This is a genomic window from Streptomyces spiramenti (assembly GCF_012034385.1).
Lineage (GTDB): Bacteria > Actinomycetota > Actinomycetes > Streptomycetales > Streptomycetaceae > Streptomyces > Streptomyces spiramenti.
The window spans coordinates 1-26,071 of sequence record NZ_JAAVJB010000050.1 but is presented as its reverse complement, the minus strand read 5'-3'; the positions used below and the strand labels follow the sequence as shown (position 1 = coordinate 26,071).

The 26,071-nt window shown below is 71.7% G+C and carries 23 protein-coding genes and 4 pseudogenes; 14 read left to right on the top strand and 13 right to left on the bottom strand.

Annotation, left to right across the window (positions count from 1 at the left end):
* Positions 1-248 precede the first annotated feature (248 nt).
* Together HCJ92_RS09085 and HCJ92_RS09080 are read left to right on the top strand one after the other, a co-directional pair.
* Positions 249-776, top strand: a complete 528-nt coding sequence (locus HCJ92_RS09085) for a universal stress protein (protein ID WP_167932960.1) — start codon at positions 249-251, stop codon at positions 774-776.
* 213 nt (positions 777-989) lie between these two features.
* Entirely contained in the window at positions 990-1,160 is a 171-nt protein-coding gene (locus HCJ92_RS09080) for a hydrophobic protein (RefSeq protein ID WP_167932959.1), read from the top strand.
* 735 nt (positions 1,161-1,895) lie between these two features.
* On the opposite strand, the gene glmS is transcribed toward HCJ92_RS09080, so the two are convergent.
* The 7 genes from glmS to HCJ92_RS09045 all read right to left on the bottom strand — a co-directional run bounded on the left by glmS (position 1,896) and on the right by HCJ92_RS09045 (position 11,242).
* Positions 1,896-3,716 (bottom strand): glutamine--fructose-6-phosphate transaminase (isomerizing), encoded by a 1,821-nt coding sequence (gene glmS / locus HCJ92_RS09075; RefSeq protein WP_167932958.1) that lies wholly within the window; start codon positions 3,714-3,716, stop codon positions 1,896-1,898.
* Between the two features lie 112 nt (positions 3,717-3,828).
* On the bottom strand, positions 3,829-4,104 hold the full coding sequence (locus tag HCJ92_RS09070; protein ID WP_167932957.1) for a hypothetical protein: 276 nt from the start codon (positions 4,102-4,104) through the stop codon (positions 3,829-3,831).
* Between the two features lie 234 nt (positions 4,105-4,338).
* Entirely contained in the window at positions 4,339-5,262 is a 924-nt protein-coding gene (locus HCJ92_RS09065; protein ID WP_167932956.1) for a DUF4429 domain-containing protein, read from the bottom strand.
* Between the two features lie 27 nt (positions 5,263-5,289).
* Entirely contained in the window at positions 5,290-6,453 is a 1,164-nt protein-coding gene (locus HCJ92_RS09060) for an acyl-CoA dehydrogenase family protein (protein WP_167932955.1), read from the bottom strand.
* Between the two features lies 1 nt (position 6,454).
* Positions 6,455-7,450, bottom strand: a complete 996-nt coding sequence (locus HCJ92_RS09055; protein ID WP_167932954.1) for a hydroxymethylglutaryl-CoA lyase — start codon at positions 7,448-7,450, stop codon at positions 6,455-6,457.
* Positions 7,447-9,534 (bottom strand): acetyl/propionyl/methylcrotonyl-CoA carboxylase subunit alpha, encoded by a 2,088-nt coding sequence (locus tag HCJ92_RS09050; protein ID WP_167932953.1) that lies wholly within the window; start codon positions 9,532-9,534, stop codon positions 7,447-7,449. The genes HCJ92_RS09055 and HCJ92_RS09050 overlap by 4 nt, the downstream gene beginning before the upstream one ends.
* Positions 9,535-9,625: 91 nt before the next feature.
* On the bottom strand, positions 9,626-11,242 hold the full coding sequence (locus HCJ92_RS09045; protein ID WP_167932952.1) for a carboxyl transferase domain-containing protein: 1,617 nt from the start codon (positions 11,240-11,242) through the stop codon (positions 9,626-9,628).
* A 132-nt stretch (positions 11,243-11,374) separates the two neighbouring features.
* Between HCJ92_RS09045 and HCJ92_RS09040 the strand changes: the two genes are divergently transcribed.
* The 3 genes from HCJ92_RS09040 (at position 11,375) to HCJ92_RS09030 (ending at position 13,351) form a co-directional block, all read left to right on the top strand.
* On the top strand, positions 11,375-12,061 hold the full coding sequence (locus HCJ92_RS09040) for an SACE_7040 family transcriptional regulator (protein WP_167932951.1): 687 nt from the start codon (positions 11,375-11,377) through the stop codon (positions 12,059-12,061).
* A gap of 113 nt (positions 12,062-12,174) precedes the next feature.
* Positions 12,175-12,597 carry a TIGR03618 family F420-dependent PPOX class oxidoreductase gene (locus HCJ92_RS09035; RefSeq protein WP_167932950.1) on the top strand — a complete coding sequence of 141 codons (423 nt, stop codon included), beginning with the start codon at positions 12,175-12,177 and terminating at the stop codon, positions 12,595-12,597.
* Between the two features lie 193 nt (positions 12,598-12,790).
* On the top strand, positions 12,791-13,351 hold the full coding sequence (locus HCJ92_RS09030; protein WP_167932949.1) for a type 1 glutamine amidotransferase domain-containing protein: 561 nt from the start codon (positions 12,791-12,793) through the stop codon (positions 13,349-13,351).
* Positions 13,352-13,971: 620 nt separating this feature from the next.
* On the opposite strand, the gene HCJ92_RS09025 is transcribed toward HCJ92_RS09030, so the two are convergent.
* On the bottom strand, positions 13,972-14,373 hold the full coding sequence (locus tag HCJ92_RS09025; protein ID WP_167932948.1) for a hypothetical protein: 402 nt from the start codon (positions 14,371-14,373) through the stop codon (positions 13,972-13,974).
* Between the two features lie 264 nt (positions 14,374-14,637).
* Here HCJ92_RS09025 and HCJ92_RS24810 point away from each other — a divergent pair.
* From HCJ92_RS24810 to HCJ92_RS08995, 6 genes and pseudogenes are all read left to right on the top strand, one after another.
* Positions 14,638-14,751 (top strand): annotated as a pseudogene (locus HCJ92_RS24810) (transcriptional regulator); the annotation flags it as partial.
* Positions 14,752-14,865: 114 nt separating this feature from the next.
* The gene (locus HCJ92_RS09015; RefSeq protein ID WP_167932947.1) at positions 14,866-16,242 is read left to right on the top strand and encodes an IS1380 family transposase; all 1,377 of its coding nucleotides are present in this window, start codon (positions 14,866-14,868) and stop codon (positions 16,240-16,242) included.
* A gap of 174 nt (positions 16,243-16,416) precedes the next feature.
* Entirely contained in the window at positions 16,417-17,142 is a 726-nt protein-coding gene (locus HCJ92_RS09010) for a DUF5753 domain-containing protein (RefSeq protein WP_167932946.1), read from the top strand.
* Positions 17,139-17,342 carry a DUF397 domain-containing protein gene (locus HCJ92_RS09005; RefSeq protein WP_167932945.1) on the top strand — a complete coding sequence of 68 codons (204 nt, stop codon included), beginning with the start codon at positions 17,139-17,141 and terminating at the stop codon, positions 17,340-17,342. The genes HCJ92_RS09010 and HCJ92_RS09005 overlap by 4 nt, the downstream gene beginning before the upstream one ends.
* 161 nt (positions 17,343-17,503) lie before the next feature.
* Positions 17,504-17,710: a DUF397 domain-containing protein gene (locus HCJ92_RS09000; protein ID WP_167932944.1), complete on the top strand. Its 207-nt coding sequence runs from the start codon at positions 17,504-17,506 to the stop codon at positions 17,708-17,710.
* A gap of 217 nt (positions 17,711-17,927) precedes the next feature.
* Positions 17,928-18,383 (top strand): annotated as a pseudogene (locus tag HCJ92_RS08995) (IS701 family transposase); the annotation flags it as partial.
* Positions 18,384-18,468: 85 nt separating this feature from the next.
* On the opposite strand, the gene HCJ92_RS08990 reads toward HCJ92_RS08995, so the two are convergent.
* The 4 genes from HCJ92_RS08990 to HCJ92_RS08970 form a co-directional block, all read right to left on the bottom strand.
* On the bottom strand, positions 18,469-19,080 hold the full coding sequence (locus HCJ92_RS08990) for a hypothetical protein (RefSeq protein WP_167932943.1): 612 nt from the start codon (positions 19,078-19,080) through the stop codon (positions 18,469-18,471).
* A gap of 47 nt (positions 19,081-19,127) precedes the next feature.
* A complete protein-coding gene (gene hisS, locus HCJ92_RS08985; protein ID WP_167932942.1) occupies positions 19,128-20,456 on the bottom strand; it encodes a histidine--tRNA ligase in 1,329 nt (442 codons plus the stop codon).
* Between the two features lie 515 nt (positions 20,457-20,971).
* The gene (locus tag HCJ92_RS08975; protein WP_338054086.1) at positions 20,972-22,189 is read right to left on the bottom strand and encodes a M20 family metallopeptidase; all 1,218 of its coding nucleotides are present in this window, start codon (positions 22,187-22,189) and stop codon (positions 20,972-20,974) included.
* Positions 22,186-22,968 (bottom strand): helix-turn-helix transcriptional regulator, encoded by a 783-nt coding sequence (locus HCJ92_RS08970; RefSeq protein WP_167932941.1) that lies wholly within the window; start codon positions 22,966-22,968, stop codon positions 22,186-22,188. Before HCJ92_RS08970 ends, HCJ92_RS08975 begins: the two co-directional genes overlap by 4 nt.
* 259 nt (positions 22,969-23,227) lie before the next feature.
* Here HCJ92_RS08970 and HCJ92_RS08965 point away from each other — a divergent pair, with 259 nt between their 5' ends.
* Entirely contained in the window at positions 23,228-23,428 is a 201-nt protein-coding gene (locus tag HCJ92_RS08965) for a DUF397 domain-containing protein (protein ID WP_167932940.1), read from the top strand.
* 146 nt (positions 23,429-23,574) lie between these two features.
* Here the strand turns inward: HCJ92_RS08965 and HCJ92_RS24800 are convergent.
* Positions 23,575-24,366, bottom strand: a pseudogene (locus HCJ92_RS24800) (tetratricopeptide repeat protein); the annotation flags it as partial.
* Between HCJ92_RS24800 and rsmA the strand changes: the two are divergent.
* A pseudogene (gene rsmA / locus HCJ92_RS08955) lies at positions 24,355-25,062 on the top strand (16S rRNA (adenine(1518)-N(6)/adenine(1519)-N(6))-dimethyltransferase RsmA); the annotation flags it as partial. The pseudogenes HCJ92_RS24800 and rsmA sit on opposite strands and share 12 nt — an antisense overlap.
* Before the next feature lie 158 nt (positions 25,063-25,220).
* Positions 25,221-26,071, top strand: an 851-nt coding sequence (locus HCJ92_RS08950) for a 4-(cytidine 5'-diphospho)-2-C-methyl-D-erythritol kinase (protein ID WP_338054089.1), incomplete at its 3' end; no start/stop codon positions are given.

Here is a 26,071-nt window from a genome sequence, read left to right as displayed (position 1 = left end):
CGCGCGGGCCCGTGCGCCACGCCTTTCCCCGGGGACATCCCCGGCCCCGGCCGCCCCAGCTGCGGGCGGTGGCCCGGTCGGCGCCCGTGCCGGCCGGGCCCCGGGGCCGCCCGCCCGTAGCTGGGCAGTACCCGGAGGACGCCGTATTCTGGAGGAACGGCCCGCACGGCGTGGCGACCCGCCCACCGGTCCGGTTCTCCGTCCTTTCGCACCGCACGAGGCCCCCGGCGAGACTGTTCGAGATACCGATGGCTGGCTACGAGGTTCCCGACCCGGCCGACCGCGAGCGGAGCGTCGTCGACCCGTCGACGACACCGAGCGAGTCGGAGGACGAGGCGTGCGTGTCGCGAGACCCGGCGTTCCGGCACGGCGTGGTCGTCGGGTTCGACGGGTCCAACTCCAGCGAGCGGGCCCTGTCCTACGCCGCGGGCATGGCGCACCGCTCGGGCTCGGGTCTGATCATCGTGCACGTCGCCAACCGCCTTCCCACCACCGTCTGGGCGGGGTGCGAGCCGCCGGCGCTGGTGGACGTCCCCGATCACCGCACCGAGGTGCTGGGCCTCGAACTGGCGTGTGCGGACCATCTCAGCGAGGTGCCCTGGGTCCTGCTGGAGCGGGGCGGAGACATCTGCCACGAGCTGGAGGAGGTCGGGCGCGAGTACGCGGCCGACGCCATCGTCGTGGGCTCCACCCACGGCCTGCTCGGCCGCGTCTTCGGCACGGTCTCGGGCCGCTTGGTGCGCCGCGCCGAGCGCCCAGTGATCGTCATCCCCTGAGAGCCGCCCCCCGGGGAGCGGTGCGTCCCGTCGGCGCCCGGGCCGGTCGCACCACCTGCCGCCCCTCCCCGGCGGGGGCGGGCCGCCACCCGGCGGGGGCGCACCGCGGAACGAAGATCACACGAGTACCCGGAAACCTGAAGAAAAAACTCTGAATCACTCGCGCATGGAACGGGGGGCGAGGGGCACCAGACGAATTGGAGGTTGATAAAAATGGTCCCGCTTCTTCTGGTTCTTCTTCTGGCCCTCGTTCTCTTCGGTGCCGGTTTCGCACTCGATGTGCTGTGGTGGTTCGCCGTGGCCGTTCTGGTCATCTGGCTGGTGGGCTTCTTCATGCGCAGCGCCACGTCGAGCGGCGGCCGAGGCCGCTGGTACAAGTGGTAGGGACGGATCCCGTCTAGCCACGACCGGGCCCCGGGCCCGGTACGGCACCGGCCGCAGGGAGGCCGGGCCGAGGAACACCGTTCCGAGATTGCCGGAGGGGGGCGACCACAGGTCGCCGCCCTCCGGCATTTCCTGCGACCGGCGCATTTTCGCGGGGAGGGCGCTCGCGCCGGGATTCACCACACCCGGCATGCATGTGCACGCGAATGCAACAGGAATTCCCCGCCGGACGGGCGTGACACCGCTCGGCGCCGGATCTCCGGAATGCGAACACCCGGCGAATGACCCGGGACGATGAATGCGTGAAAGCGAGATGCCCTCGGCGGCATGGTCGCCACCGGCGGGCGGGGACCGGACCGGCGGAGGTGCCGGTACCGATCGGGGAGGCCCGGGTGAACCCGGAACGGGGCGGCGGCGGTGGCGGCTCCCGGCACACGGCGGCGGGCGCGGTGGTGCGCCGGCGGTCGCCGACCGGGGGCATCACTCGACAAGTCGTCAGATTTACCGCCCCAACACGTGCGTATCGGCAGCGTGATGGGCATAAAAGGTATATGAACGTGCCACTCGGTGGGAGGTGACGGCCCCACCGGTGGCTTCCCGGCCGGCGTTGGGCGACGCCGGCCCGAGGTGGCGGCCCCCGGGGCGTGCGCATGGTGGCAGCGCACCCCGGGGGTCGTCCCATGTCCGGGGTGTGCTGCCGTGAGGGCCGACCGCGGGAGCCGTCGGCCCCGGTGATCACTCGACGGTGACGGACTTCGCGAGGTTGCGGGGCTTGTCGATGTCCCGGCCGAGCGCCAGCGCGGTGTGGTAGGCGAGCAGCTGCAGCGGGATGCCCATCAGCACCGGGTCGAGCTCCGGCTCGTTGCGCGGGACGACGATGGTGTCGTCGGCCTTCTCCTGCGGCTCGTGCGCCACGGCGAGGATGCGACCGCTGCGGGCCTTGATCTCCTCCAGCGTCGCGCGGTTCTTCTCCAGCAGGTCGTCGCGGGGGACGATCGCCACGGTCGGCGTCGCCGGCTCGATCAGGGCGAGCGGGCCGTGCTTCAGCTCCGAGGCCGGGTACGCCTCGGCGTGGATGTAGGAGATCTCCTTCAGCTTCAGCGACGCCTCACGGGCGACGGGGTAGCCGCGCACCCGGCCGACGAACATCATCGACTTGGCGTCGGCGAACTCCTTCGCCAGAGTGGCGATGTGGTCCTCCAGCTCCATGATCTCCGCGATCTGGCCGGGGAGCTTGCGCAGCCCCTCGATGATCCGCTTGCCGTCGGCGACCGAGAGGTCGCGGATACGCCCGAGGTGGAGCGCCAGCAGGGCGAAGGCCACCGCGGTGTTGGTGAAGCACTTGGTCGAGACGACGCAGACCTCCGGGCCGGCGTGGACGTAGACGCCGCCGTCCGTCTCCCGGGCGATGGCGCTGCCGACGACGTTGACGACGCCGAGCACCCGGGCGCCCTTGCGCTTCAGCTCCTGCACGGCCGCGAGGGTGTCGTAGGTCTCGCCGGACTGGCTGACCGCGATGTAGAGAGTGTCGGGGTCCACCACGGGGTTGCGGTAGCGGAACTCGCTGGCGGGCTCGGCGTCGGCGGGGATGCGCGCGAGCTCCTCGATCATCTGGGCGCCGATCTGACCCGCGTGGTAGGCGGAGCCGCAGCCCAGGATCTTCACGCGCCGCATCGAACGCGCCTCGCGCGCGTCGAGGTTCAGCCCGCCCAGCCGCACCGTCGCGAAACGGTCGTCGATGCGCCCGCGCAGCACGCGGTCGACCGCGTCGACCTGCTCGACGATCTCCTTGTGCATGTAGGTGTCGTGGCCGGCCATGTCGTAGCTCTCGGCCTCCCACTCGACGGTGGTCGGCGAGGACGAGGTGCGGCTGCCGTCGGTGGTGTACGTCCGGTAGTCGTCAGCCTTGATGGTGGCCATCTCACCGTCGTCCAGGGTGATCACCTGGCGGGTGTGGCTGACGAGGGCGGCGACGTCGGAGGCGACGAACATCTCCTTCTCGCCGATGCCGAGGACCACGGGCGAGCCGTTGCGGGCGACGACGATCCGGTCGGGGAAGTCTGCGTGCAGGACGGCGATGCCGTAGGTGCCCTCGATCAGGCGCAGCGCCTCGCGGACCTTCTCCTCCAGGGTGGCCGCCTCGGAACGGGCGATGAGGTGGGCGAAGACCTCGGTGTCGGTGTCGGAGACCAGCTCCACACCGTCGGCGGCGAGCTTGGCCCGCAGCTCGGAGGAGTTGTCCACGATGCCGTTGTGCACGACGGCGACGCGCTGGGCGGCGTCCTGGTGGGGGTGGGCGTTGACGTCGTTGGGCGCGCCGTGGGTGGCCCAGCGGGTGTGGGCGATGCCGGTGCTGCCGGCGAAGCGGGCGGGGACCTTGGCCTCCAGCTCGCGGACCCGCCCCTTGTTCTTCACGGTCTTCAGGCCGCCGCCCTTGCCGCTGCTGTGGATGGCGATCCCCGCCGAGTCGTACCCGCGGTACTCCAGGCGCTGCAACCCCTCCAGCAACAGCGGTGCCACGTCACGCGGGCCGATGTATCCGACGATTCCGCACATATCCACTCCTCCGAGCAAGCTTCTGTCGTGATGTTTCCGTATCGTCCCGCCCGGGTCGGCCCCGGACGGCGATGACGTGGCCGCTTCGGTCGGCTACCCCCGGCGGGCCGGGTCAGCCGTACACGATGCGGCGCAACTGTCTGAGGGACAGCGTGGGCGGCGCGACCGCGCGCCGGGGCAGCTCCTCGGCGATGCGCTCGAAGATGACCGGGTTGGTCAGCCCGCTGCCCTGCAGCTCGCGGTGCCGCCGCCGGACGTACTCCTCGGCCGTCTCGTCGAAGTACGCCAGCACGTCGAGGACGACCCGGGCGGCCTCGCCGGGTCCCAGCGGCGTGCTGCGCACCAGGTGGTCGACGAGGTCGTCATAGGGCGTACGGCGTCCGAGCACCACTGAATACTGCGGACCTCGGCGAGTGATCGCAAGAATCCTGCCCGGAATCGGGCACAGACGTGTCGCTTCCCTCGCCCGAATGCCCGCCGGTGGCCGTCACGGTCCTCGCGGTCGCAGGCGGAGGTGCCTCGCTCCCGCGCGCAGGCCCACCGACCGGCCCGCCTCGCCCCTCTCCCAGAGACGACGGCCCCGGTGCGACGGCCGACGATCTGCGGGGAGTCGGCGAGTCGGTCAGAACCGGTCGAGCAGCGCCTGCTTGGCGCGGGAGAACTCCTCGTCGGTGAGCACCCCCGTCTGGTGCAGCTCCCCGAGCTCCCGCAGCCGCCGCAGCAGCGCGTCGTGGTCGGCAGGCTCGCCCGGGGGCGCCGGGAGCGGCTCCGGGGCGGTGCCGCCCTTGGTCAGCGCGACGCGCTCCCCTTCCGCCGCCGGTGCCTCGCCCGGCACGGCGTGGGGGTGCGGCAGCCGAGCGGTGATCGCCGCCGCCATCATCGCGAGCTCCGCGGTCTCCCGGGCCTCGCGCAGCCCCCAGGTGACCACGCAGAACGGGTCGTGGGACGGCTTGACCGGAACGTGCGGGCCCCTGGGAACCAGCCGCAGCCCGCCGTCCTCCCAGCTGGGACGGCGCCACTCGACGCCCTCGACGTCGGAGAGCACGATCGTCCGGGTACCGACGGCCTTCTTGGCCTCCTCGGTGGCCCAGCCCCACTCGATGCGCAGCCGCTCCCCGTCGAAGTGGAGCTTGCCGTCGTAGCCGTTGAGCACCAGCGGGACGGCAGGTCCGGGCATCAGGTAGCGGTCGGCCGGGGTGTCCGCCGGGACCTGGTCCAGCAGCAGGGCGTTGCGGACCTCGTCGACGAGGTACTCGGCGAGCGGGGCCCGCTCCGCCTCCACCTCCAGGCTGTAGGGGTCCGCCCGGTCCTGCAGCTGCCCGGAGGTGGCCTGGGTGAAGGGATCGGCCCCGGCACGCAGGCGCAGCCGCAGTCGGCCGCGCTTGCGCCCGGCCTCGTGGGAGACCCCTGCGATCGTCGCCAGGGGCACGACGATCTCGCCCAGCCGCGTGCGCAGCACGTGGACGCCGCGGCCGTGGCCGGGGACGATCCGCAGCGCCGTGCCGTCGAAGCTCCAGCGACCGTCCTTCTGTGTGATCTCCGCCATGCGGTGATTGTGCCAAAGGGGCCCGCGTCAGGCGCCGGGGAGTCCGAGGTGGCGGGCGACGAGCATGCGCTGGACCTCGCTGGTGCCCTCGCCGATCTCCAGGATCTTGGAGTCCCGCCACATCCGGGCCACCGGGTACTCGTTCATGAAGCCGTAGCCACCGTGGATCTGGGTGGCCTCTCGGGCGTTGGTGACGGCGACCTCGGAGCTGTGGAGCTTCGCCATCGCCGCCTGCTTCTTGAACTCCTCGCCGGACATCAGCCGGGACGCGGCGTCGCGCCAGGCGGTACGGGCGGTGTGGGCCCGCATCTCCATGTCGGCGATCTTGAACTGGATGGCCTGGTTGGCGCCGATCGGTCGGCCGAAGGCGCGGCGGTCGTGCGCGTAGCGGACCGACTCGTCCACGCACCCCTGGGCCAGGCCGGTGGCGAGCGCGGAGATCGCGATGCGGCCCTCGTCGAGGATGCGGAGGAACTGCGCGAAACCGCGGCCCTCCTCCCCCAGCAGGTTGGCGGCGGGCACCCGGACGTCGGCGAAGGACAGCTCGCGGGTGTCGGACGCGTTCCACCCGACCTTGGAGTAGGGGGCGGCGACGGTCAGCCCCGGCGTGCCGGAGGGCACGATCACGGTGGAGATCCGGGGCGAGCCGTCCGGGTGGCGGCCGGTGACGGCGGTGACGGTGATCAGCGCCGTGATGTCGGTGCCGGAGTTGGTGATGAAGCACTTCGTGCCGTTGATCACCCACTCGTCGCCGTCGCGGACGGCGGTGGTGCGGGTGCCCCCGGCGTCCGAGCCGCAGTCGGGCTCGGTGAGCCCGAAGGCGGCGAGCCGCTCGCCGGAGCAGAGCCGCGGCAGCCACTCGCGCTTCTGCTCCTCGGTCCCGAAGCGGAAGATGGGCATGGCGCCGAGGGAGACCCCCGCCTCCAGCGTGATGGCGACGGAGGAGTCGACCCGGGCCAGTTCCTCCAGGGCGATGCACAGCGCGAGGTAGTCGCCCCCCATGCCGCCGTACTCCTCGGGGAACGGCAGGCCGAACAGGCCCATCTCCGCCATCTGGCGGACGATGTCGTAGGGGAACGCGTGGTTCTCGTAGAGCTCGCCGATCCGGGGCGCCACCACGTCGTGGGCGAACGCCTCCACGGTGCGGCGCAGTTCCTCGTGCTCGGTGGCGAGGCGGTGGTCCAGGGACATCTCAGGGCTCCTTGTGGGACGGCACCGACAACGCGCGCACGGTGCGGGAGGGGCTGGGCCGCCCGAGGCGGGTGGCCATCCAGCCGCTCGTGGCGGCGAGGCGGTCCAGGTCGACGCCGGTCTCGATGCCCAGTCCGCGCAACATCCACAGCAGGTCCTCGGTGGCGAGGTTGCCGGTGGCGCTCCGGGCGTAGGGGCACCCGCCGAGACCGCCGGCGGAGGCGTCGACGGTGGTGACGCCGTTCCGCAGTGCGGTGAGGGTGTTGGACAGGGCCTGTCCGTAGGTGTCGTGGAAGTGGACGGCGAGCACGTCGGGCCCGATCCCGGCGGCGCCCAGGCCGGCGAGGAGGGCCTCGACCTGACCGGGGGTGGCAACGCCGATGGTGTCGCCCAGGCTGATCTCCGCGCACCCCATGTCGCGCAGGGCGCGGCAGACCCGCACCACCTGCTCCACGGGCACGGCGCCCTCCCAGGGGTCGCCGAAGCACATCGAGACGTAGCCCCGGACCCGGGCGTCGGCGGCGACCGCCCGCTCGGCCACGGGCTCGAACATGGCGAGGGACTCCTCGACCGTGCGGTTGAGGTTGGCGCGGGCGAAGGACTCGGTGGCGCTGGCGAAGACGGCGACGTGCCGGGCGCCGAGTTCCAGCGCGCGGTCCAGGCCGCGGTCGTTGGGGACCAGGACGGGGAGGTCCACTCCGCGCAGCGCGGGGTCGGCCGCCAGCAGCTCGTAGAGCTCCGCGGCGTCGGCCAGTTGGGGCACCCACCGGGGATGGACGAAGCTGGTGGCCTCGACGGTGCCGAGTCCCGCGGCGGCCAGCCGGCGCACGAACTCCGCCTTGTCCGCGACGGGGACCACCGTCTGCTCGTTCTGGAGCCCGTCGCGGGGGCCGACCTCGTGGATGCGCACCCGGGCGGGCATGCCCGCGGCCGGTACGACGGTGGGCAGCGGCGCGTGGGCCGCGGGGGTGCCGGGCGCTTCCGGGGTGCCGGTCATCGGGGTGCCTCCTGGTGGTGGCCCGCGCCGGGGGACGGGAGGCCGTCCGGGTCGGCGGCGGGGCCGGGGTCGACGACAGCGAGGACCTGGTCCATGGCGACGGTGGTGCCCGGTCGCACGTCCAGCTCGACCACGGTGCCGTCGTGGGGGGCGGCGATGACGTGCTCCATCTTCATCGCCTCGACGATCAGCAGCGGCTGGCCCGCGGTGACCTGCTCGCCGGTCCGGGCCTTCACCACGGTGACCGTCCCGGGCATCGGCGCGGTCAGCGCGTCCGCGCCGTGGGCACCGGCCGCGCCGAGCAGGGCGGCGGCGACCGGGTCGTGGGCCTGCACCTGCAGGCCGGCGCCGTCCCGGCCGAGCCAGTGGGTCCCGCCGGAGACGGCGTGGGCGAAGGTGGTCTGGACGCCGTCCCGGAGCAGGCGGACCTCGCCGTCGGCGGCGGGCAGCAGCCGGGCGGCCACGGGCACGGCCCTCTCGGGGTCGCCCACCCGTACCTCGGTCGCCGCCCCCGCGCCGCGTACGGCGACGGCGACCGGCTCGTGGCCGGGTACGCGCAGGTGGTGGGTGGTCCAGGCGGTGCCGTCCAGTCGCCAACCGTCGGCGGCGGCGAACGGGTCCCGCCAGCCGTCGGTGTCCGCGGGCGCCAGGGCGGCCTGGCCCAGCAGCGCAGCGGCGGCGTAGACCTCCTCGGGTACACCCTCCGGCACCAGACCGGCCGCCTCGCGGTCGACCAGGCCGGTGTCGAGGTCGCCGTCCCGCACTGCGGGGAGGTCGGCGAGGGCGCGGAGGAAGGCGGCGTTGGTGTCGACGCCGAGCACCGTGGTGGCGGCGAGCGCCGCCCGCAACCGGCGCAGTGCGGTGGGGCGGTCGGGGCCGTGCGCGACGACCTTGGCGAGCATGGGGTCGTAGCTGGTGGAGACCTCGGTGCCGGCCAGCAGGCCGGAGTCCACCCGGACGCCGTCGCCGGTGGGCTCCCGCAGGAGCAGTACCGTGCCGGCGGACGGCAGGAAGTCGACCCGCCCCGGGTCGTCGGCGGCGCGGCGGGCGGTCTCCGCGCAGATGCGGGCCTCGACGGCGTGGCCGGTGAGGCGGATGTCGGACTGCGCCCAGGGCAGCGGCTCGCCGGCGGCCACGCGCAGCTGCCACTCGACCAGGTCGACCCCGGTGATCAGCTCCGTGACGGGGTGCTCGACCTGGAGGCGGGTGTTCATCTCCATGAACCAGTGGGCGCCGGGCTCGTCCCCGGGGACGATGAACTCCACGGTGCCCGCGCCTCGGTAGCCGCAGGAGCGGGCGGCCTCGACGGCCGCGGCGCCCATGGCGGCCCGGGTCGCCTCGTCCAGCAGCGGGCTGGGCGCCTCCTCGATGATCTTCTGGTGCCGGCGCTGGAGCGAGCACTCGCGTTCGCCGAGGTGGAGGACGGTGCCGTGGCCGTCGGCGAGGACCTGGATCTCGATGTGGCGGGGCCGGTCGATCCACCGCTCCACGAGGAGGGTGTCGTCGCCGAAGGAGGCGCGGGCCTCGCGGCGGGCGGCGGCGATCTCGTCGGCCAGCCGCCCCGGTTCCCTCACCAGCCGCATTCCCTTGCCGCCGCCGCCCGCGGAGGGTTTGAGCAGCACCGGCATGCCGATCTCCTCGGCGGCGGCGACGAGTTGGTCGTCGCTGAGCCCGGAGCCGGCGGAACCGGGCACGACGGGTACCCCGGCGGCGCCGACGGTGGCCTTGGCCCGGATCTTGTCGCCCATCAGCTCGATGGCGTCGGCGGGCGGCCCGACGAAGGCCAGGCCGGCGTCGGTCACGGCGCGGGCGAAGGCGGCGTTCTCGGCGAGGAAGCCGTACCCGGGGTGGACGGCGCGGGCGCCGGTGGCCTCGGCCGCCGCCAGCAGTCGTTCGGTGGAGAGGTAGCTCGCCGCGGCCGGCGTGGGGCCGATCCGCACGGCGGTGTCCGCCTCGCGGACGTGGCGGGCGTCCGCGTCGGCGTCGCTGTGCACGGCGACCGACCGCACCCCCAGGGCGCGCAGCGTGCGGATGACGCGTACGGCGATCTCGCCGCGGTTGGCGACCAGTACGGTGTCGAACATCTCCCCTGCTCCCTGGGTGCGCCGCGGTGCGGCTCCCCGGCCGGTCGTCGTGCGGTGGTGGCCTGCGGCCCGTCGGTGCGCGGTCACCCGGTCACATCCGGAAGACGCCGTAGCCGGGCTCGCCGAGCGGGGCGTTGCCGCAGGCGGTGAGGGCGAGGCCGAGGACGGTCCGGGTGCGCAGCGGGTCGATGACGCCGTCGTCCCAGAGGCGGGCGGTGGCGTAGTAGGCGTTCCCCTGGCTCTCGTACTTCTCGCGGACCGGGGCGCGGAAAGCCTCCTCGTCCTCGGCGGACCACTCCTCGCCGCGCCCCTCGAACTGGTCGCGCTTGACGGTGGCCAGCACCGAGGCCGCCTGCTCGCCGCCCATGACGGAGATCTTGGCGTTGGGCCACATCCACAGGAACCGGGGTGAGTAGGCCCGGCCGCACATGGAGTAGTTGCCGGCGCCGTAGGAGCCGCCGACGACGACGGTGAGCTTGGGCACCCGCGCGCACGCCACGGCGGTGACCATCTTGGCGCCGTGCTTGGCGATGCCGCCGGCCTCGTAGTCGCGGCCGACCATGAAGCCGGAGATGTTCTGGAGGAACAGCAGCGGGATGCCGCGCTGGTCGCAGAGCTCGATGAAGTGCGCGCCCTTGAGGGCGGACTCGGCGAAGAGGATGCCGTTGTTGGCGACGATGCCGACGGGGTGGCCGTGGATCCGGGCGAAGCCGGTGACGAGGGTGGTGCCGTACTCGGCCTTGAACTCCTGGAAGCGGGAGCCGTCGGTGATGCGGGCGATGACCTCGCGGACGTCGTACGGGGTCCGCGGGTCGGTGGGGACGACCCCGTAGAGCCCGGCCGGGTCGACGGCCGGTTCCTCCACCGGTGCGCAGTGCCACGGCAGCGCACCGCGGGCGGGCAGCGTCGCGACGATGTTGCGGACGATGCGCAGTGCGTGCGCGTCGTCCTCGGCGAGGTGGTCGGTGACCCCGGAGACGCGGGAGTGGACGTCGCCGCCGCCCAGCTCCTCGGCGGTCACGACCTCGCCGGTCGCGGCCTTCACCAGCGGGGGGCCGCCCAGGAAGATGGTGCCCTGGTCCCGGACGATGACCGCCTCGTCGCTCATCGCCGGTACGTAGGCGCCGCCGGCGGTGCAGGAGCCGAGGACGGCGGCGATCTGGGGGATGCCGCTGCCCGACATGCGGGCCTGGTTGTAGAAGATGCGGCCGAAGTGCTCCCGGTCGGGGAAGACCTCGTCCTGCATGGGGAGGAAGGCGCCGCCGGAGTCCACCAGGTAGAGGCAGGGCAACCGGTTCTCCAGCGCCACCTCCTGGGCCCGGAGGTGCTTCTTCACCGTCATCGGGTAGTAGGTGCCGCCCTTGACGGTGGCGTCGTTGGCGACGATCACGCACTCCCGGCCGGAGACGCGGCCGACGCCCGCGATGACGCCCGCCGCGGGGGCCTGCCCGTCGTAGAGCCCGTCGGCGGCGAGCGGGGCGAGTTCCAGGAACGGGGAGCCCGGGTCCAGCAGGGTGTCCACGCGGTCGCGGGGCAGCAGCTTGCCGCGGGCGGTGTGCCGGGCGCGGGCCTTTTCGCCACCGCCGGCGCGGGCCGCCGCCAGCTTCCCCCGGAGCTCCGCGGCGAGCCCCTCGTGGGCCGCAACGTTGGCACGGTACGAGTCGCTCGTCGGATCGGCGGTGGTTCCGAGCGGCAGTGCCTGCGACATGACCCTCCTGGCCTGGGTGACGGCCGCCGCGCACGGGGCCGTGTCCGGTGGGTGGACCACTCGGTTAGTGAGCGTTAACCACTCCTGATGCGAGGTTAACGCCGACTAACGCCGCTGTCTAGAATGGGAGGCATGACCCGGCCGACCCCGGGCGGTCCGACCGCCTCCACCGAGCCCCCCGGGAGCCCGTCCGCAGGCCGCCGCGCCGAGCGGACCGGAGCGGCCCGACCCGCACCCGTCGCCGCGGCCACCCGGCGGCGCCAGATCCTTCGGGAGGCGTCGCGGCTCTTCGCCGAACGCGGCTTCCACGGGGTCGGCGTCGACGAGATAGGGGCCGCCGTCGGGATCAGCGGTCCCGCGCTCTACCGGCACTTCCCCGGCAAGGACGCGATGCTCACCGAACTCCTCGTGGGCATCAGCACCCGCCTGCGCGACGGCGGCGTGCGCCGCACGGAGCAGGCCGCCGCGGAGGGGCTGTCACCGGCGGGCACCCTCGACGTCCTCATCGGCGGACACATCGACTTCGCGCTGGACGACCGCGCGCTGATCACCCTGCACGACCGCGAGCTGGACCAACTGCCCCCCGACGAGCGCAGCCGTGTCCGCCGCCTCCAGCGCGAGTACGTCGAGATCTGGGTGACGGTCACCCGGTCGGCCCACCCGGACCTCTCCGAACCGGACGCTCGGGCCGCCGTGCACGCCGTCTTCGGGCTGCTGAACTCCACGCCGCACATCAGCCGCCACCGGACCCTGCCCGACCGCGACGCCACCGCCGCACTGCTCCACCGGCTGGCCCGCGCGGCGTTCGCCGCCGCCTGACCGGCCGCCCGGGGCGCGCGACCACGCCGCGCGGACGGGCGGGGCTGCGGGGACCGTGGACGGGGTAGCCGCCCGGACAACCGCCACCCGCGACCGACCACGAGGAGCCAGCCGTGTCCAAGCCCCCGCTGCCCGAGCCCGCCACCCGCATGCTGAGCAGGCCCAACCCGGCCACCGTCACCACGCTCCGGCCGGACGGCCAACCCGTCTCCACCGCGACCTGGTACCTCTGGGAGCCCGACGGCCGGGTGCTGGTCAACATGGACGAGGGGCGCAAGCGTCTGGAGTACATCCGCGCGGACCCCCGGGTCACTCTCACCGCGCTGGACGCGGAGAACTGGTACACCCACATCAGCATCGTCGGCCGGGTCGTCGAGATCCGGGAGGACGCCGACCTCGCCGACATCGACCGGCTCGCGCGGCACTACCTCGGCAAGCCGTACCCGCGGCGGGACCGCGCCCGGTACAGCGCCTGGATCGAGGTGGAGCGCTGGCACGGCTGGGGCACCCTCAAGGACAGCGACCAGGCGGGCTGACCACCGGGGCGGAGCCGCTGCCCCTCCGCCCCACCCGCCACCCCCGGCACCGACCGTCCCGCCGGCCGCACGCATCCCCGGGGGCCGGCCGGGCATACGAGACGCCCCGTAGGCCGTTCGCCGTACTCCTTTTGCACCGGTTCGGCCGCTTCTCCACACTGGGACAACCGTTCCCGGAAAGGATCCGCCTCCCATGCCCGAGAACACCCCGATCCGTGTCCTGATCATCAGCAGCAACATCGGCGTCGAGCGGGACGAGCTGATCGTCCCCCGCGACAACCTGCGCGAACGCGGCGCCGAGGTGGTACTGGCCGCCGAGGACCCCAAGGCCGTCCAGACCTTCCTGCACGACACCGACAAGGACGTCACGGTCGAACCGGAGACCACGCTCGCCCGGGTGGACGCCAACGCCTTCGACGTGCTCGTCGTCCCCGGCGGCACCGTCAACGCCGACAACCTGCGCGTCACCGGTGAGGCGGTCAGCCTGGTCCGCCGCTTCGCGACCGCGGGCAAGCCGGTGGCGGCGATCTGCCACGCCCCGTGGCTGCTGGTGGAGGCGAAGCTCCTGCCCGGTAAGACGCTGACCTCGTACCACAGCCTCCGCACCGACATCACCAACGCGGGCGGCAGCTGGGTCGACCGCCCCCTCGTGCGGTGCGGTGAGAACGGCTGGACGCTGCTCACCAGCCGCAACCCCGGCGACCTCGACGAGTTCTGCGACGGCATCGCCCGGGAGATCGGGCTGAGCATCTGACGCCGTGCCACCGACCCCCGACGAGGGAGCCGCGCCACCGGTGCGGCGCCCTCGTCGCGTCGGCGCGGCCGGGTGCGTCCGGCGGAGTTGGCCGAGCATAGGACGCCCCTCCGCCGGCGGACTCCATGCGGACCCCCAGGTTGCCGTGGTGGTCACGGTCACCCTCGCGCGGCACGCGGTAGGCAAGACGGGCACCCCGGGGCCCGCACTCAGCGGTCAGGGCGGCTTCGCGCACCGCTCGGTCGGTGGAAGCGGCGACGACGTAGGGGATGGTCACACATTCTCCTGTGTCCGTGTGGTGCGCCGCCCCTGCCGGGGCCGTCGCGGAGAAGGGGAGAACCGCTGGTCTTCCCGGCAGGGGCGGGGTCTGTGGGGTTCAGCGCGTCCAAGAGGCGCGCACCGGTCGCACGGGTCGTGCGCGTCGGGCCGGGCGGACGGGCCGGATCACCGTCACCTCGGTGTGCGAGTGCAGCTGTACCCGCACGCATCGGTCGAGCTCCAGCCACGTCGTGCCGCCGCGGTGGGCGGCTGCGGTGACGGGCAGGCACGAGCCGGCCAAAGTCAGGAAGTCGCCGGTGCGTGTCTCGGCGGCGGGGAAGCGCACCGCTGCGGCGCGAGGATCATCGAGGATCGACACTGCTGCTCCCGAAGGGTGCGAGGACGGGACGGAGGATCGGGCGCGCTGCCAGCGAGTAGAGGACTTCGACATCGGCGGAACCGCAGACACGGTCCGGGCCCCGGGCGTTCGCACTGATCGGCTGTCCGTCCGCCAGGGCGGCGCACTGCACCGCGCGGAACTCGGTGCCCGCCGCCCACTCGCGGAAGACCGCGGGGACCGGCGTCGCGTACTGGCACTGCTCCGCCGGCTGGTCGCCCCGGGGGAGGACGGCCCACATCATGGCCGCGTCCCCGGTCTCCGCCTGCGGGCCGATCTCCGCACAGACCTCGCACTGCACCCGGAAGACCAGCGGACCGGACCGACGCACGAGCTGGAACCGGGCGAACCGGTAGCCGCCGTTCACCGCTCCCTCAACCTTCTCAGATGCGCTTCGACAACCCGTCCCAACTCCACCGATGTGACGACAAGTTCGGCAGTCGGAGTCACCGGCTCGTCATCCGCCGGGGCAGGCACCGGCAAAGCCTCTGTTTCACCCTCGTCGCCGGACTGAAGATCAGAACACACGACCATTCCTCTCCGTAGCGATACCACTACCAAGGAGTCACAGAGTCGCCTAGGGTTGGCCGCGCCTCAACTTGTCGTTGGTGAAGGAAGATTGAGTGCGGGCATGGTGAACCTCAAGGAGTTGGACCCTGAACGGAGCCCTCAGGCAGCCTTCGGGGCCCGTATGCGCAGACTGAGAGAGGAACGGGCCTGGAGGCAAGAAGAGCTAGCCTCGCGCTTTCATGAAGCGTGTTGTCCGGTAGGCGGTCAGCAAAGCAGAAAGTGCCTCTGACCAGCGAGAATGAGGATTGCTGAGGTCCTTGTTCCCGCCCCTGTCGGAGGCACTTCCCAGGTGAAACAGCGTACCGGGTCCTACCCTCATCTCCGTGTCCGGGACGATGGCCGGGCCGTGGTCTCGCGGGCCGGGTCGGTCCTGCTGGTCGAGACGGTCCGCAAGACCGGTCTTGACCAGGTCATGTCGTCAGCTCTGGCTCCGTGGCGCAAGCCGCGGGCCGTCCATGATCCCGGCAAGATCCTCCTGGACCTGGCGCTGGCGGTCGCGCAGGGCGGGGACTGTCTCGCGGACATCGCGGCACTGCGGTGCGAGCCGGCCGTCTTCGGTCCGGTCGCCTCCGATCCGACCGTCTCCCGCCTGATCGACGCCCTCGCCGCTTCCGAAGAGAAGGCTTTGCAGGCGATCCGGTCCGCACGGGCCGACGTCCGTGACCGGGTCTGGTCGCTGGCCGGTGAGAACGCCCCGGACGCCGACGGGCAGGTCACGGTCGATCTCGACGGTGTCCTCGTGATCGCGCACTCGGAGAAGCAGGACGCTGCCGCGACCTGGAAGAAGACCTATGGCCACCACCCGCTGATGGCGTTTGTCGATCACGGCCCGGGCGGAACCGGCGAGCCGGTCGCCGCTCTCCTGCGGCCGGGCAACGCGGGCTCCAACACCGCAGCCGACCACATCACCACCGCCCAGCTCGCTCTGGCCCAGCTACCGAAGAAGTACCGGCGAGGGCGGCAGACACTGATCCGCACCGACTCCGCCGGCGGCACCCACGACTTCGTGGACTGGCTGACCAAGCGCGGGCGCTGGCTGTCCTACTCCGTCGGCATGGTCATCACCGAGCAGATCCACGAACACGTCCTGAAGATCCCCGCCACGGCCTGGACCCCGGCCGTCGAAACCAATGGTGAGATCCGCGACGGGGCCTGGATCGCCGAACTCACCGGCGACCTGCTCGACAGCTGGCCGAGCGGGATGCGGCTGATCGTCCGCAAGGAACGGCCACACCCCGGCGCGCAGTTGAGGATCACCGACGCGGACGGCATGCGGATCACCTGTTTCGCCACCAACACCCCCACAACCCCGATCGCCGAACTCGAACTCCGCCACCGGCTTCGGGCCCGCGCGGAGGACCGGATCCGGGCCGCACGGGCAACCGGACTGCGCAACCTGCCCCTCCACACCACAGCCCAGAACAAGATCTGGCTCGAGATCGTCCAGCTCACCCTCGACCTGCTGGCCTGGATGCCCATGCTCGCCCTCACCGGCACCGCCCGGCTCTGGGAACCCCGCCGACTACGGCTCCGCCTGTTCACCGCAGCCGCCCAACTCGTCACCACCGGCCGCCGCCGCATCCTCCGCCTCACCCGGCACTGGCCCTGGACCAACCTGATCACCGGCGCCTTGGAACGGCTCGCACTCCTGCCCAACCCCGGATAACCAACGGTTCACCCGTCCCGACCACCAGCACCACCCCGACCGGAACAGTGGAACCCGGCGCCCACCCGAGGCGACACACGGGCCCCCATCCTGCCCGGCCTCAGCCACGGACAGCGTGAGGGTCCGCCGACTCCGCCGGCGGACCCTCACGAAAGATCGAGGCTAGGTAGCCGCATGGGCTACTCGGGCACTCACATCTCCGCCGTGGAAACCGGGCGCAAGATGCCTACTTTGCGGCTGGCGCGCAGTGCGGATGAGGCTTTCGGACTTGGCGGAGCAATCGGCAACTTCGAACGCCAGTGGCGCGAGATCCAGTACGGGACCTTGCTGGAGGGGTTCCCTGAGTACGTCCGGCACGAAGGCCGTGCCACTGAGATCAGGCTGTACGAAGTAGGCGTACTACCAGGCCTGGTGCAGACGTCCGCCTACACGAGTGAGCTGGTCGCGAGCGAGGTCAAGAGAGGGGCTGTCGCCGCAGAACAGGCAGCCGAGCGCATAACGCTGGTTGCCGAACGCCAAGCGGCGCTTGCACGCAGTCACCCACCGTTGGTGTTCGTCACGCTCGACGAGAGCTGCATCCGGCGGCCCATCGGCGACAGCGCGGTCATGCGGGAGCAGTTCGAACACCTGGAAGCACTCGCCGACCGCCCGAACTACGTCATCCAGGTGGCGCCATTCGCGATGGGGGTCCGCCGCCCCTTCAACCTGCCGGTGACGATCTTGACGCTTCCCGACAGGTCACTGATGTCCTACGCGGAGTCTGCTCAACGAGGCCACCTTGAGCGAGACAACAGGTTCGTGCTGCCACTGCTCACGACCTACCATCAACTACAGGCTGAAGCGCTCTCACAAGCGCAATCCGTAGCCCTGATCGAACAGGTACGAAAGGGAACCCCGTGACCGAGTCCCCCCGCTGGTTCAAGTCCTCTTACAGCGCCAACGGCGGCCAGTGCGTCGAGGTCGCCGCGAACCTCACCGCTTCGCATGGCGTGGTCCCCGTCCGCGACTCGAAGCACACGACCGGCCCCACCTTCTCGGTGCCCGCGGGCGCGTTCGCCGCGTTCGTGGACGGCGTCAAGTCGGGTTCGCTTCACCGCTGAACGTGCGCCACGCAGACGGCCCCACCGTCACAGCACGGTGGGGCTTCTCTCTGTGATCAGGGACTCGTCCCCATGGCGAGGGCCTACCATCAGCGCACTGTCGGCTCGCTCTCGCAGGCGGCATCGGTGGCCATGATCGAAGACGTACGGAAGGGAACCCCATGACGACCACGACCGGCTCGACCCGATGGGTCACGTCCTCCTACAGCGATGGCGCTGGAGGAAATTGCCTGGAGGCGTCAAACGGGTTCGCCGGGGTCATGTCGGTGCGCGACTCCAAGAACCTCGCCGGCCCCACCCTCGCGGTGCCCACGGGCGCGTTCGCCGCGTTCGTGAACGGCGTCAAGTCAGGTTCGCTCCACCGCTGAACGTGCGCGACGCAGACGGCCCCATCGTGCCCAGCTTGGGTTCTGTCGGTCCCCGCAACACCCTGGAGTTCAGGGAGTTGCGGGGGCCGTGGGTCGTGGGGAGTTGAAGGTGAGGTTCTTCGAGGCGCTGGGCCGGGAGAGCGGGAGTATCTCGGTTGCGGCCCGTGCGGTCGGGGTGAACCGCAACACGGCGTTCGCATGGGCTCGGAAGGCTGGTATGCGTGGTCGGGGGAAGTCGGGCACGAGCGGGCACCCGGGCCGGGCCGAGTACGACCGGCCGCGGGCCGGACGGTTGGTGCTGGGCCTGTTGTCGGACCTGCCGCGTAAGAACACGATCGCGGAGTGGGCCGGGGAGGCCGGCCCGCACGGCATGCAGCACCTGCTGTGCCGGGCCTCCTGGGAAGCCGACGCCGTCCGCGACGATGTCCGCGAGTACGTCGTCGCGCACCTCCACGACGAGGAAGCGGTGCTGGTCGTCGACGAGACCGGCGATGCGAAGAAGGGCGCCCACACGGTCGGTGTCCAGCGCCAGTACACCGGCACCGCCGGGCGGATCGAGAACTCCCAGCTCGCCGTCTACCTCATCCACGCCGGCGAGCGCGGTCACGCGGCGGTGGACCGCGAACTGGACATCCCGCGCTCCTGGGCAGGCGACCCGAACCGCTGCCGGGCAGAGGCCCCCGTTTCGGCTGGCGAAGTCCGGACAGGTCGGGTGCCGAAGCGGGGGGGCTCCTCTATGCCCACGGCGTCACCGCGGCTTACTCGTCGAGGTAGAGCAGCGCCGTGATCGTCTTCTTGCACACGTCGCAGTGCATGGGGGCTTCGATGCTGGCCAGGTCGCATTCAATGGACGTGATGCGGTCCACGATTCCGGTTCCGGCCTCGCCCTTCCAGGCTTCATGCCACCGCGCGGTGTTGTCCTGGAGCCGTGAGACGTAGCCACGCGTCATCTCGTAGAACGCCCGTACGCCGTGCTCCTTCATGTAGCCCCAGTTGAATTCGAGGCTGCGGAGCACGACGGGGAACGGGTGGAGGCCCTGCGTTCGGCCCCACGTCTCCAGCACGTCCTGAACGTCCAGCCTGGTGGCTCGCTCGTTCAGGACGTTCCACATGCCGGATGCGTCGTAGTCGCTGAGTACCTGGTCGAGGATGCCCGCGCAGCGAAGAAGGTTGGCCTTCTTCGCCTCGAACACGCGAGAGACCTCGGCGTGCGTCTCGTCCGTGCGTTCCTTGCGCGCCGTGCTGATGGCGCGGGTCAGTTCCGTGCTGAGGGCTGCCTCGTCACAGAGAGAGTCCCCGAAGCTGAGCCAGGGGTCCGGAAACCCCTGCTCGGCCGTGATCTCGAAGATGCGATCGCCTTGCGTTCCCATCCGCTTCTCCTCGGAACGAGTCGGCAGCGGAACAGGTCCGCTGCGCGTCAACTGGATGGTGCGCACCGCCGGAAGAGGTCTCCGGCGGCCTGATCGAACGGGACCTGGACCTGTTCGCCGCTGTCCATGTCCCGCAGCGTGACCGTACCGGCTTCGCGCTCGGTCGCGCCGTAAATCACGCAGAATCGGGCCCCCTGGTCGCTGGCCCACTTCATCTGTTTGGCGAACTTCCCGCTCGACCCGAGATAGACACCCGTGCGGACTCCGGCTCGGCGGATCTGGGCCGCCAGTCGGAAGCTGTCGGCGGCCTGCTCCTCCCCCATGACTGTGACGGCTACGTCGATCTGCGCATACGGGGCTTCCTCGGACTGCGAGAGCAGGGGCAGGATGCGTTCGATGCCCAGGGACCCGCCGCACGCAGGCGCGTCCTTGCCTCCGAGACGCCCGATAAGGCTGTCGTAGCGTCCTCCGGATGCGATCGACCCGGGCACGTCGGGAGCGACCACCTCGAAGATGATGCCGGTGTAGTAGTCGAGCCCGCGCACGAGGTTCGGCGTGAACCCGATCCGCTCAGAAGGGATCGTGTCCTTGGTCAGCACCAGCAGCTGGTCCACCTCGGCCAAACCTGCCTGACCGGTTTCGCTGGACTTCAGCCGGGTCCGGACACGCTCGACCGCATCGGGTGCCGTGAGATCGTCCACCAAGCCCCGGGCCATCTCCTGTGACAGCCCGCGACTGGCTACCAGCTCGCTCACAACGGCTTCCGGAGAGAGCTTGTCGAGCTTGTCCAGCGTGATCAGCGCGCCGGAACCAAGCTCGTCGGGAACCTCGTACGCCTCCAGCAGACCGAACAGGGCGTGCCGGGAGTTCACCAGGAAACGGAACTCCGGCACGCCGAGTGAGTCGAGAGCGTCGTGCAGCGCCAGGACTACCTCGGCGTCCGACAGGGGTGAGGATGAGCCCACGATGTCCAGGTCGCACTGGACGAATTCGCGGAATCGTCCCTTGCCCGGCCGGTCCGCACGCCAGACGGGGGCGATGGCGTACCGCTTGTACGGGGAGGGGAGCTGGCTGCCGTATGCCGCTGCCGCGCGGGCCAGGGGGACGGTGAGGTCGTAGCGCAAGGCGAGATCAGCCTCTCCGCTCGCTTCGTGCTCGCCGCGTCGGAGGATCTTGAAGATCAGTTTGTCGCCCTCGTCTCCGTACTTGCCGGTGAGGACGTCCAGCCGCTCGAAAGCAGGGGTCTGGAGCGGCTGGAAGCCGTAGCGGGCGAACACGGTGCGGATCGTTGCGAATGCGTGCTCGCGTTTTTCGTACTCGGCTGCGAGGAAATCGCGGGTCCCGGATGCGGGGTCGAACTGCTTCGAGGAGGCCATGCGGGACATAGTTCCGGACGCCAGTGGTCGAGGGCAAAACACTTCGAGTCGTGTCTCGTCCTGACGGTCCAGGGCGGCTTCGACCGTGCGGCCGACCATTCGGAGGAGCTTCGGCCGGAGTCCTGTTCGGGTTCGGATCGGGCACGGTCAAGGGCCGGATGCTTCCATGCGGCTCGGGCGGACTTCACTCCAGTCCTGACGTGCGCCCCCACACGTGAGCCGCGATGCTCCCGCGCTGTGAAGACAGCCCGCCACGTGGCCCACCCGTAGCCAGGGGCCTCCCGATCAATAACTCTTCGTTCTTTGTGGGCTGTTGGGGCGTACGATGCGGAGGTGTCGGAGGGGACGAGCGGGCACCCGGGCCGGGCCGAGTACGACCGGCTTCGCGCGGCCGGGGTGAGGCGGCGGGACGCTGCCGCGCAGGTCGGCGTCCACGAACGCACAGCCCGGGACTGGGACCGCGTGATTCGAAAGAACGGCAACGCGATCCTGCGCCCCGGTGGGCGCAGGATCGACTACACAACTGGTATCTGTGCAGGTCCGGGGCGGCTGAGGAGCTGGAGGACCGTGCGGTGATAGACGGCGTGAACGAGGGGAAGTTGAGCGAGCTGAGCACGCTCGTCCGTCCCGTGCAGCCCCTCGTAGGCCACACCGAAGCCGGCGGTTGCCGGGACGCCGTGCCCGGCCAGGAGGTTTCCGATGTTCGACGGGCCCGCGGTCTTCGGTGTGACTCGGACGCTGAGCGACTCAGCCGCTGCGAGGATTGCCGCCGCGGGTTCGGCGTCGCGCGGGACCCGGAACGGTGGCCAGCAAGCGACTTCCTCGATCTGCGTGGGAGCCGGCGGCGGAAGCTCGCTGTCCAGCTGCGCTACGACGCTTCGGACCAGTTGCGCGGCGCTCGACCCGTCGAGCGCGGGTGTCAGGCGCACATCTACGTGCAGATCGACCCGGTCCGGCGTCACCGACCACCCGCTTCCACCGCTGATTGACGTCACCGTCAGCTTGGCCGGCAACGGAAAGCGCTCATCAGCTTCCGGCAGCGCGCTGGCGTCCAGCAGTTGCACAAGCCGCGCGGCACGGGTAACCGCGCTCACGACGCTCTTGCTGGAACCCGAGTGCCCCGCCGTAGCGTGCACTGTCAGGACCGCCCGCCACAGTCCACGGCCACCGACCACCACCTGGTCGAACCCCGGGTACCCGATCATCACTCCGTCCGGACGCCGCGCCCGCTCGTCCGACAGGAAGGCACGTGCTCCACCGAAGTGCCCCGTGTGCTCGTCCACGTCCAGAAGAACACTCAGGCCCCCGGACAGTCGGGCCGCATCGCGCTGGACGCTCTCAGCGATGTGACAGAACATGCTGGCCGCGAGCTTGCTGTCCGCTGCGCCACGCCCCCGCAGCCAGCCGTCCGACACATCCCCGACGGTCGGGCCAAAGGTCCAGGCGCTCTCATCGCCGTACGGGGCGGTGTCCAGGCAGGCGTCCAGCGTCCACCACCGCCCCGGCCGGCCGCACTCGACCTCCACCAGCAGACCCACCGTCTCTCCGTCCGCCCCGAAGAGACGGCGATGAGGAAGGCCGCGTTCGGTCAACCAGGACTCGACACATCCCAGCACGGGACCGTAGTCATCGATCCCGCCTCGGCTGGGCAGCCGGACAAGGTTCTGTGCCAGGCGGACCACCGAGTCGGTGTTCTTCGTGCCGACATCCAGATAGTCGATACCGTCGCTCACGTCTCTCCCTCACGGGTTGCCTCGGACAAGCGCCGCAACGCCTGTGCCGTGTGGATTGGGCGCGCCGACGCACACGCCTCCCGCCCGTGCTGCACCAGCCCTGCCGCTACCTCAGCCCCCAACAGCACGCCACAGTCGAAGCCATCTGCGCCGTGAAAGCTGGGCAACGGAACCACGGCAGCACGCTCCGAGGCAACGAAGTTGCGCTCCAGCGCAGAACGCGGCTCGACCATGCCGATGTGCAGCGTCTGCACCCCGTTGCGGCGAGACATCGGGTCCCGCAGCTGCAACAGTCGTGCCACGTGCGCATCGAGCTCGCCCCGGCGGGGCGGCCCGTACAGCACCCGGTAGTGGACGAGGTCCGGCACCTCGGCGATCACACGCTCGATCGCCGCCAGGTAGCCGGGCTCACGCGACCTCGACCCCATGACGACCAGGTACTTCTCAGCACCACGTACTACCTCGACCATGGCTGCCACGAGATCGACGTGCCTCGTCAGCAGGCGCTCGACGTTGGCCGTACCCCTGCGCGCGAGGCTCGTCGTCGCCTCCAGACCATCCCGATGCGCGAACAGCAAGCGAGTGTCCTCGTCGTACAGCTCGCACAACCCGCGGCGGTTCCGCAGCCCCGTCCGCTTTCTCCCCGACTCCCACGCGCTGAGCAGCGTCGGCGTTGCCGCGCCGCCCGTGATCGCGTTGAGCCGCGTGCACACCTCCTCCTGCGTTAAGTTCAGATCGAGTCGCACGCGCTTCAACCCCGATACCGTCCCGACGACCACGATTCCATCCTGGCCTCTCCAGCGGGAAGTGAAGCGGGGCCTCACTGCGCACAGCTGCGGCAGACCGGCCGTTCTCCCGACGCGGGGGCCGGTCGCCGGAGGCTCTGCGCTCGACAGTTCTGCCCGGCTTCTCCGAACCACAGCGGCGAGAGTCGGCTGGCCGGCGCCTCCGCTGCTGGACCAGGACACCACTTCAGGCCGTATCGCTCTCTCAGGCGACATAGGTGACCATGATCGAAGAGGTACAGAGCGGCACCCCGTGACGACCACAGCCGACGTGACCCGGTGGGTCACGTCCTCCTACAGCAACACCGACGGCTCGTGCGTCGAGTGGGCCCCGGGCATCGCGTCGAACACGGGCGCCGTTCCCGTCCGCGACTCGAAGCACCTTGCCTTCACGTCCCCACAACCCACGCTCCCCGCAACTCCCCGAAATCCAGGGTGTTACGAGGATCGCTAGAACCCGCCCAGCACGGTGGGGCTTCTCCGTGCGCCAGGGGCGCGACCATCCGACCTTGCGTCTCCGGGACCACGGCGAGGTCCGGGCACACCCCCTCCGGGCAGCTCCGTTCTCCCTGACTGACCGGCGCCGGATGCGGCGGGCAGTCAGGCGGTGAGCTCGGTGCGCAGCGCGTCGCGGAGGCGGGCGGCGCGCTCGGCGACCGCGTCGGGGCCCAGCTCGACGGCCTTGTCGCACCACTCGCCGGCCTGGCCCAGATCGCCGCGACGGGAGGCGAGCAGCGCGAGGTGCAGGGCGCTGCGGCCGTGGCCCGCCTCCGCGGCCCGGGTCCACCACAGCGCGGCCTCCGGCTCGGCGCCCTCGCGGGCGAGGAGCAGGCCGAGGTTGAAGGCGCCGTGGCTGCTGCCTGCCTCGGCGGCGCGGCGGTACCAGTCGGCGGCCTCCACGATGTCGCCGCGGGTGGCGGCGGCCATGCCGACGCGCACCTGGGCGCGGCGGTGGCCGCGCTCGGCGGCGTGCTCGTACCAGCGCTCGTACTCGGGCCGGCCGTCCTGGTCGGTGTCGGCGCCGGTCCCGGTGGCGGGACCGCCGACGACGGCCCGGTCGGCGCGGGCCTCGGTGATCTCCGGGAGTTCGCCGGAGGCCGCGGCTCGCTCCAGCCAGGAGGCGAGCCGGAAGGCGCCCTCGGGGCTGCCGCCCTCGGCGGCGGCACGCAGCATCCGCACGGCGGCGGCGCGCTCACGGTCGGTGCGGCTCTCCCGCAGGCGCTCCATGCCGATCTGGAGGGCCGCCTCGGCGTGGCCGGACTCGGCGGCGTGCTCGTACCAGCGGCGGGCCAGGGTGGTGTCGCCGCGCTGCGCGTAGAGGATGCCCAGGTTGAAGGCGGCGTCCACGCTGCCGGACTCGGCGGCCCGGGAGAACCACGGCTCGGCCCCGGCCTCGGCTCGCTGACCCTGGCGCTGCTGCGCGCGGCCGGGCACCTCACCGCGGTGGAGATCGACGACGTGCTGGCGGCGGCCCTCCCGGCGACCGTCACCGCCCGCGCCCCCGAGCACGCCGAGCGGTTCGACCTGGTGCACGCCGACGCGATGCGCGTCACCGAACTGCCGGGCCCGGCGCCGACCGCGCTGGTCGCGAACCTGCCGTACAACGTCGCCGTTCCGGTGCTGCTGCACATGCTGGCGCAGTTCCCGTCGATCGAGCGGACGCTGGTGATGGTGCAGGCCGAGGTCGCCGACCGGCTGGCCGCTCCGCCCGGCTCGCGGGTCTACGGCGTGCCGTCGGTGAAGGCCGCCTGGTACGCCGACACCCGCCGCGCGGGCGCCATCGGGCGCAACGTCTTCTGGCCGGCCCCCAACGTGGACTCCGGCCTGGTGTCGCTCGTCCGGCGCGATCCGCCCGTCACGACCGCGTCCCGGCTGGAGGTCTTCGCCGTGGTGGACGCGGCGTTCGCCCAGCGGCGGAAGACACTGCGGTCGGCGCTGGCGGGCTGGGCCGGTTCCCCGGCCGCCGCCGAGGCGGCCCTCACGGCCGCCGGGGTCTCTCCGCAGGCGCGCGGCGAGGCACTGACCGTGGACGAGTTCGCCCGGATCGCCGAGCACGGCCCCCGGCGCGCCACCGAGGAGGCAGCGTGACCACCGCACGTCCCGAGCCCGGCCCCGCGTCGGCCACCGGCGCCGCGCCCGACCCGCAGAGCGCGCCCGACCCGCGGACCCCTGGCGGCCCGGCGGGCGGGCCCGTCGTCGGCGCCGCGCCGCGTTCCGCCTCCGCGACCGCCCCCGCCAAGGTCAACGTGCAGCTCGCCGTGGGCCCGGTCCGACCCGACGGGTACCACGACCTGGCGAACGTCTTCCTCGCGGTGGACATGCACGACCGCGTCACCGTCACCGAGGCCGACATCGAGACGGGCGGCGTGCGCGTCAGCTGCGTCGGGCCCGGCTCCGAGCTGGTACCGGCCGACGCGACCAACCTCGCCTGGCGAGCGGTGGAACTGCTCGCCGCGCACCACGGCCGCCGCGCCGACGTCGCGGTCCACATCGACAAGGACATCCCGGTCGCAGGCGGCATGGCCGGTGGCAGTGCCGACGCCGCCGCCGCGCTGCTGGCGTGCGACGCCCTCTGGGGCACCGCCACGCCTCGTGACGAACTGCTCGCCATCGCCGCCGAGTTGGGTTCCGACGTTCCGTTCTCCGTCGTCGGCGGCGCCGCACTCGGCCGCGGCCGGGGTGAGGTGCTCACCGAACTGCCGGTCGGCGGCGTCTTCCACTGGGTGTTCGCGCTGGCCGACGGCGGGCTCTCCACCCCGAAGGTCTACGGCGAGTGCGACCGGCTGCGCGGGGACACCGCCGTCCCCGAACCGGAACCGGCCCCCGAGCTGCTGGCGGCGCTGCGCGACGGGGACGCGGCCGGTCTCGCCGGTGCCCTCGCCAACGATCTCCAGGACGCGGCGCTGTCGCTGCGGCCCGCACTGGCCGACACCCTGGCGGCGGGCCGCGAGGCCGGAGCGCTGGCCGCTCTCGTCTCCGGCTCGGGCCCGAGCTGCGCGTTCCTGGCGGCGGACGCCGACTCCGCCGCCCGGGTCGCCGCTGCGCTCGCGGCGTCCGGCACCTGCCGGGCGGCCCGCGTCACCACGGGGCCCGCGCC

Bases quoted from the DNA above. Each gene is read 5' to 3' on its own strand.
- HCJ92_RS08990 (WP_167932943.1), bottom strand. From the start codon at position 19,080: ATGGGAACGCAAGGCGATCGCATCTTCGAGATCACGGCCGAGCAGGGG.
- HCJ92_RS09045 (WP_167932952.1), bottom strand. From the start codon at position 11,242: ATGTCGCAGGCACTGCCGCTCGGAACCACCGCCGATCCGACGAGCGAC.
- HCJ92_RS09055 (WP_167932954.1), bottom strand. From the start codon at position 7,450: ATGACCGGCACCCCGGAAGCGCCCGGCACCCCCGCGGCCCACGCGCCG.
- HCJ92_RS09080 (WP_167932959.1), top strand. From the start codon at position 990: ATGGTCCCGCTTCTTCTGGTTCTTCTTCTGGCCCTCGTTCTCTTCGGT.
- HCJ92_RS09050 (WP_167932953.1), bottom strand. From the start codon at position 9,534: ATGTTCGACACCGTACTGGTCGCCAACCGCGGCGAGATCGCCGTACGC.
- HCJ92_RS09000 (WP_167932944.1), top strand. From the start codon at position 17,504: ATGACGACCACGACCGGCTCGACCCGATGGGTCACGTCCTCCTACAGC.
- HCJ92_RS09030 (WP_167932949.1), top strand. From the start codon at position 12,791: ATGCCCGAGAACACCCCGATCCGTGTCCTGATCATCAGCAGCAACATC.
- HCJ92_RS09085 (WP_167932960.1), top strand. From the start codon at position 249: ATGGCTGGCTACGAGGTTCCCGACCCGGCCGACCGCGAGCGGAGCGTC.
- hisS (WP_167932942.1), bottom strand. From the start codon at position 20,456: ATGGCCTCCTCGAAGCAGTTCGACCCCGCATCCGGGACCCGCGATTTC.
- HCJ92_RS09065 (WP_167932956.1), bottom strand. From the start codon at position 5,262: ATGGCGGAGATCACACAGAAGGACGGTCGCTGGAGCTTCGACGGCACG.
- HCJ92_RS09060 (WP_167932955.1), bottom strand. From the start codon at position 6,453: ATGTCCCTGGACCACCGCCTCGCCACCGAGCACGAGGAACTGCGCCGC.
- HCJ92_RS09040 (WP_167932951.1), top strand. From the start codon at position 11,375: ATGACCCGGCCGACCCCGGGCGGTCCGACCGCCTCCACCGAGCCCCCC.
- glmS (WP_167932958.1), bottom strand. From the start codon at position 3,716: ATGTGCGGAATCGTCGGATACATCGGCCCGCGTGACGTGGCACCGCTG.
- HCJ92_RS09010 (WP_167932946.1), top strand. From the start codon at position 16,417: ATGGGCTACTCGGGCACTCACATCTCCGCCGTGGAAACCGGGCGCAAG.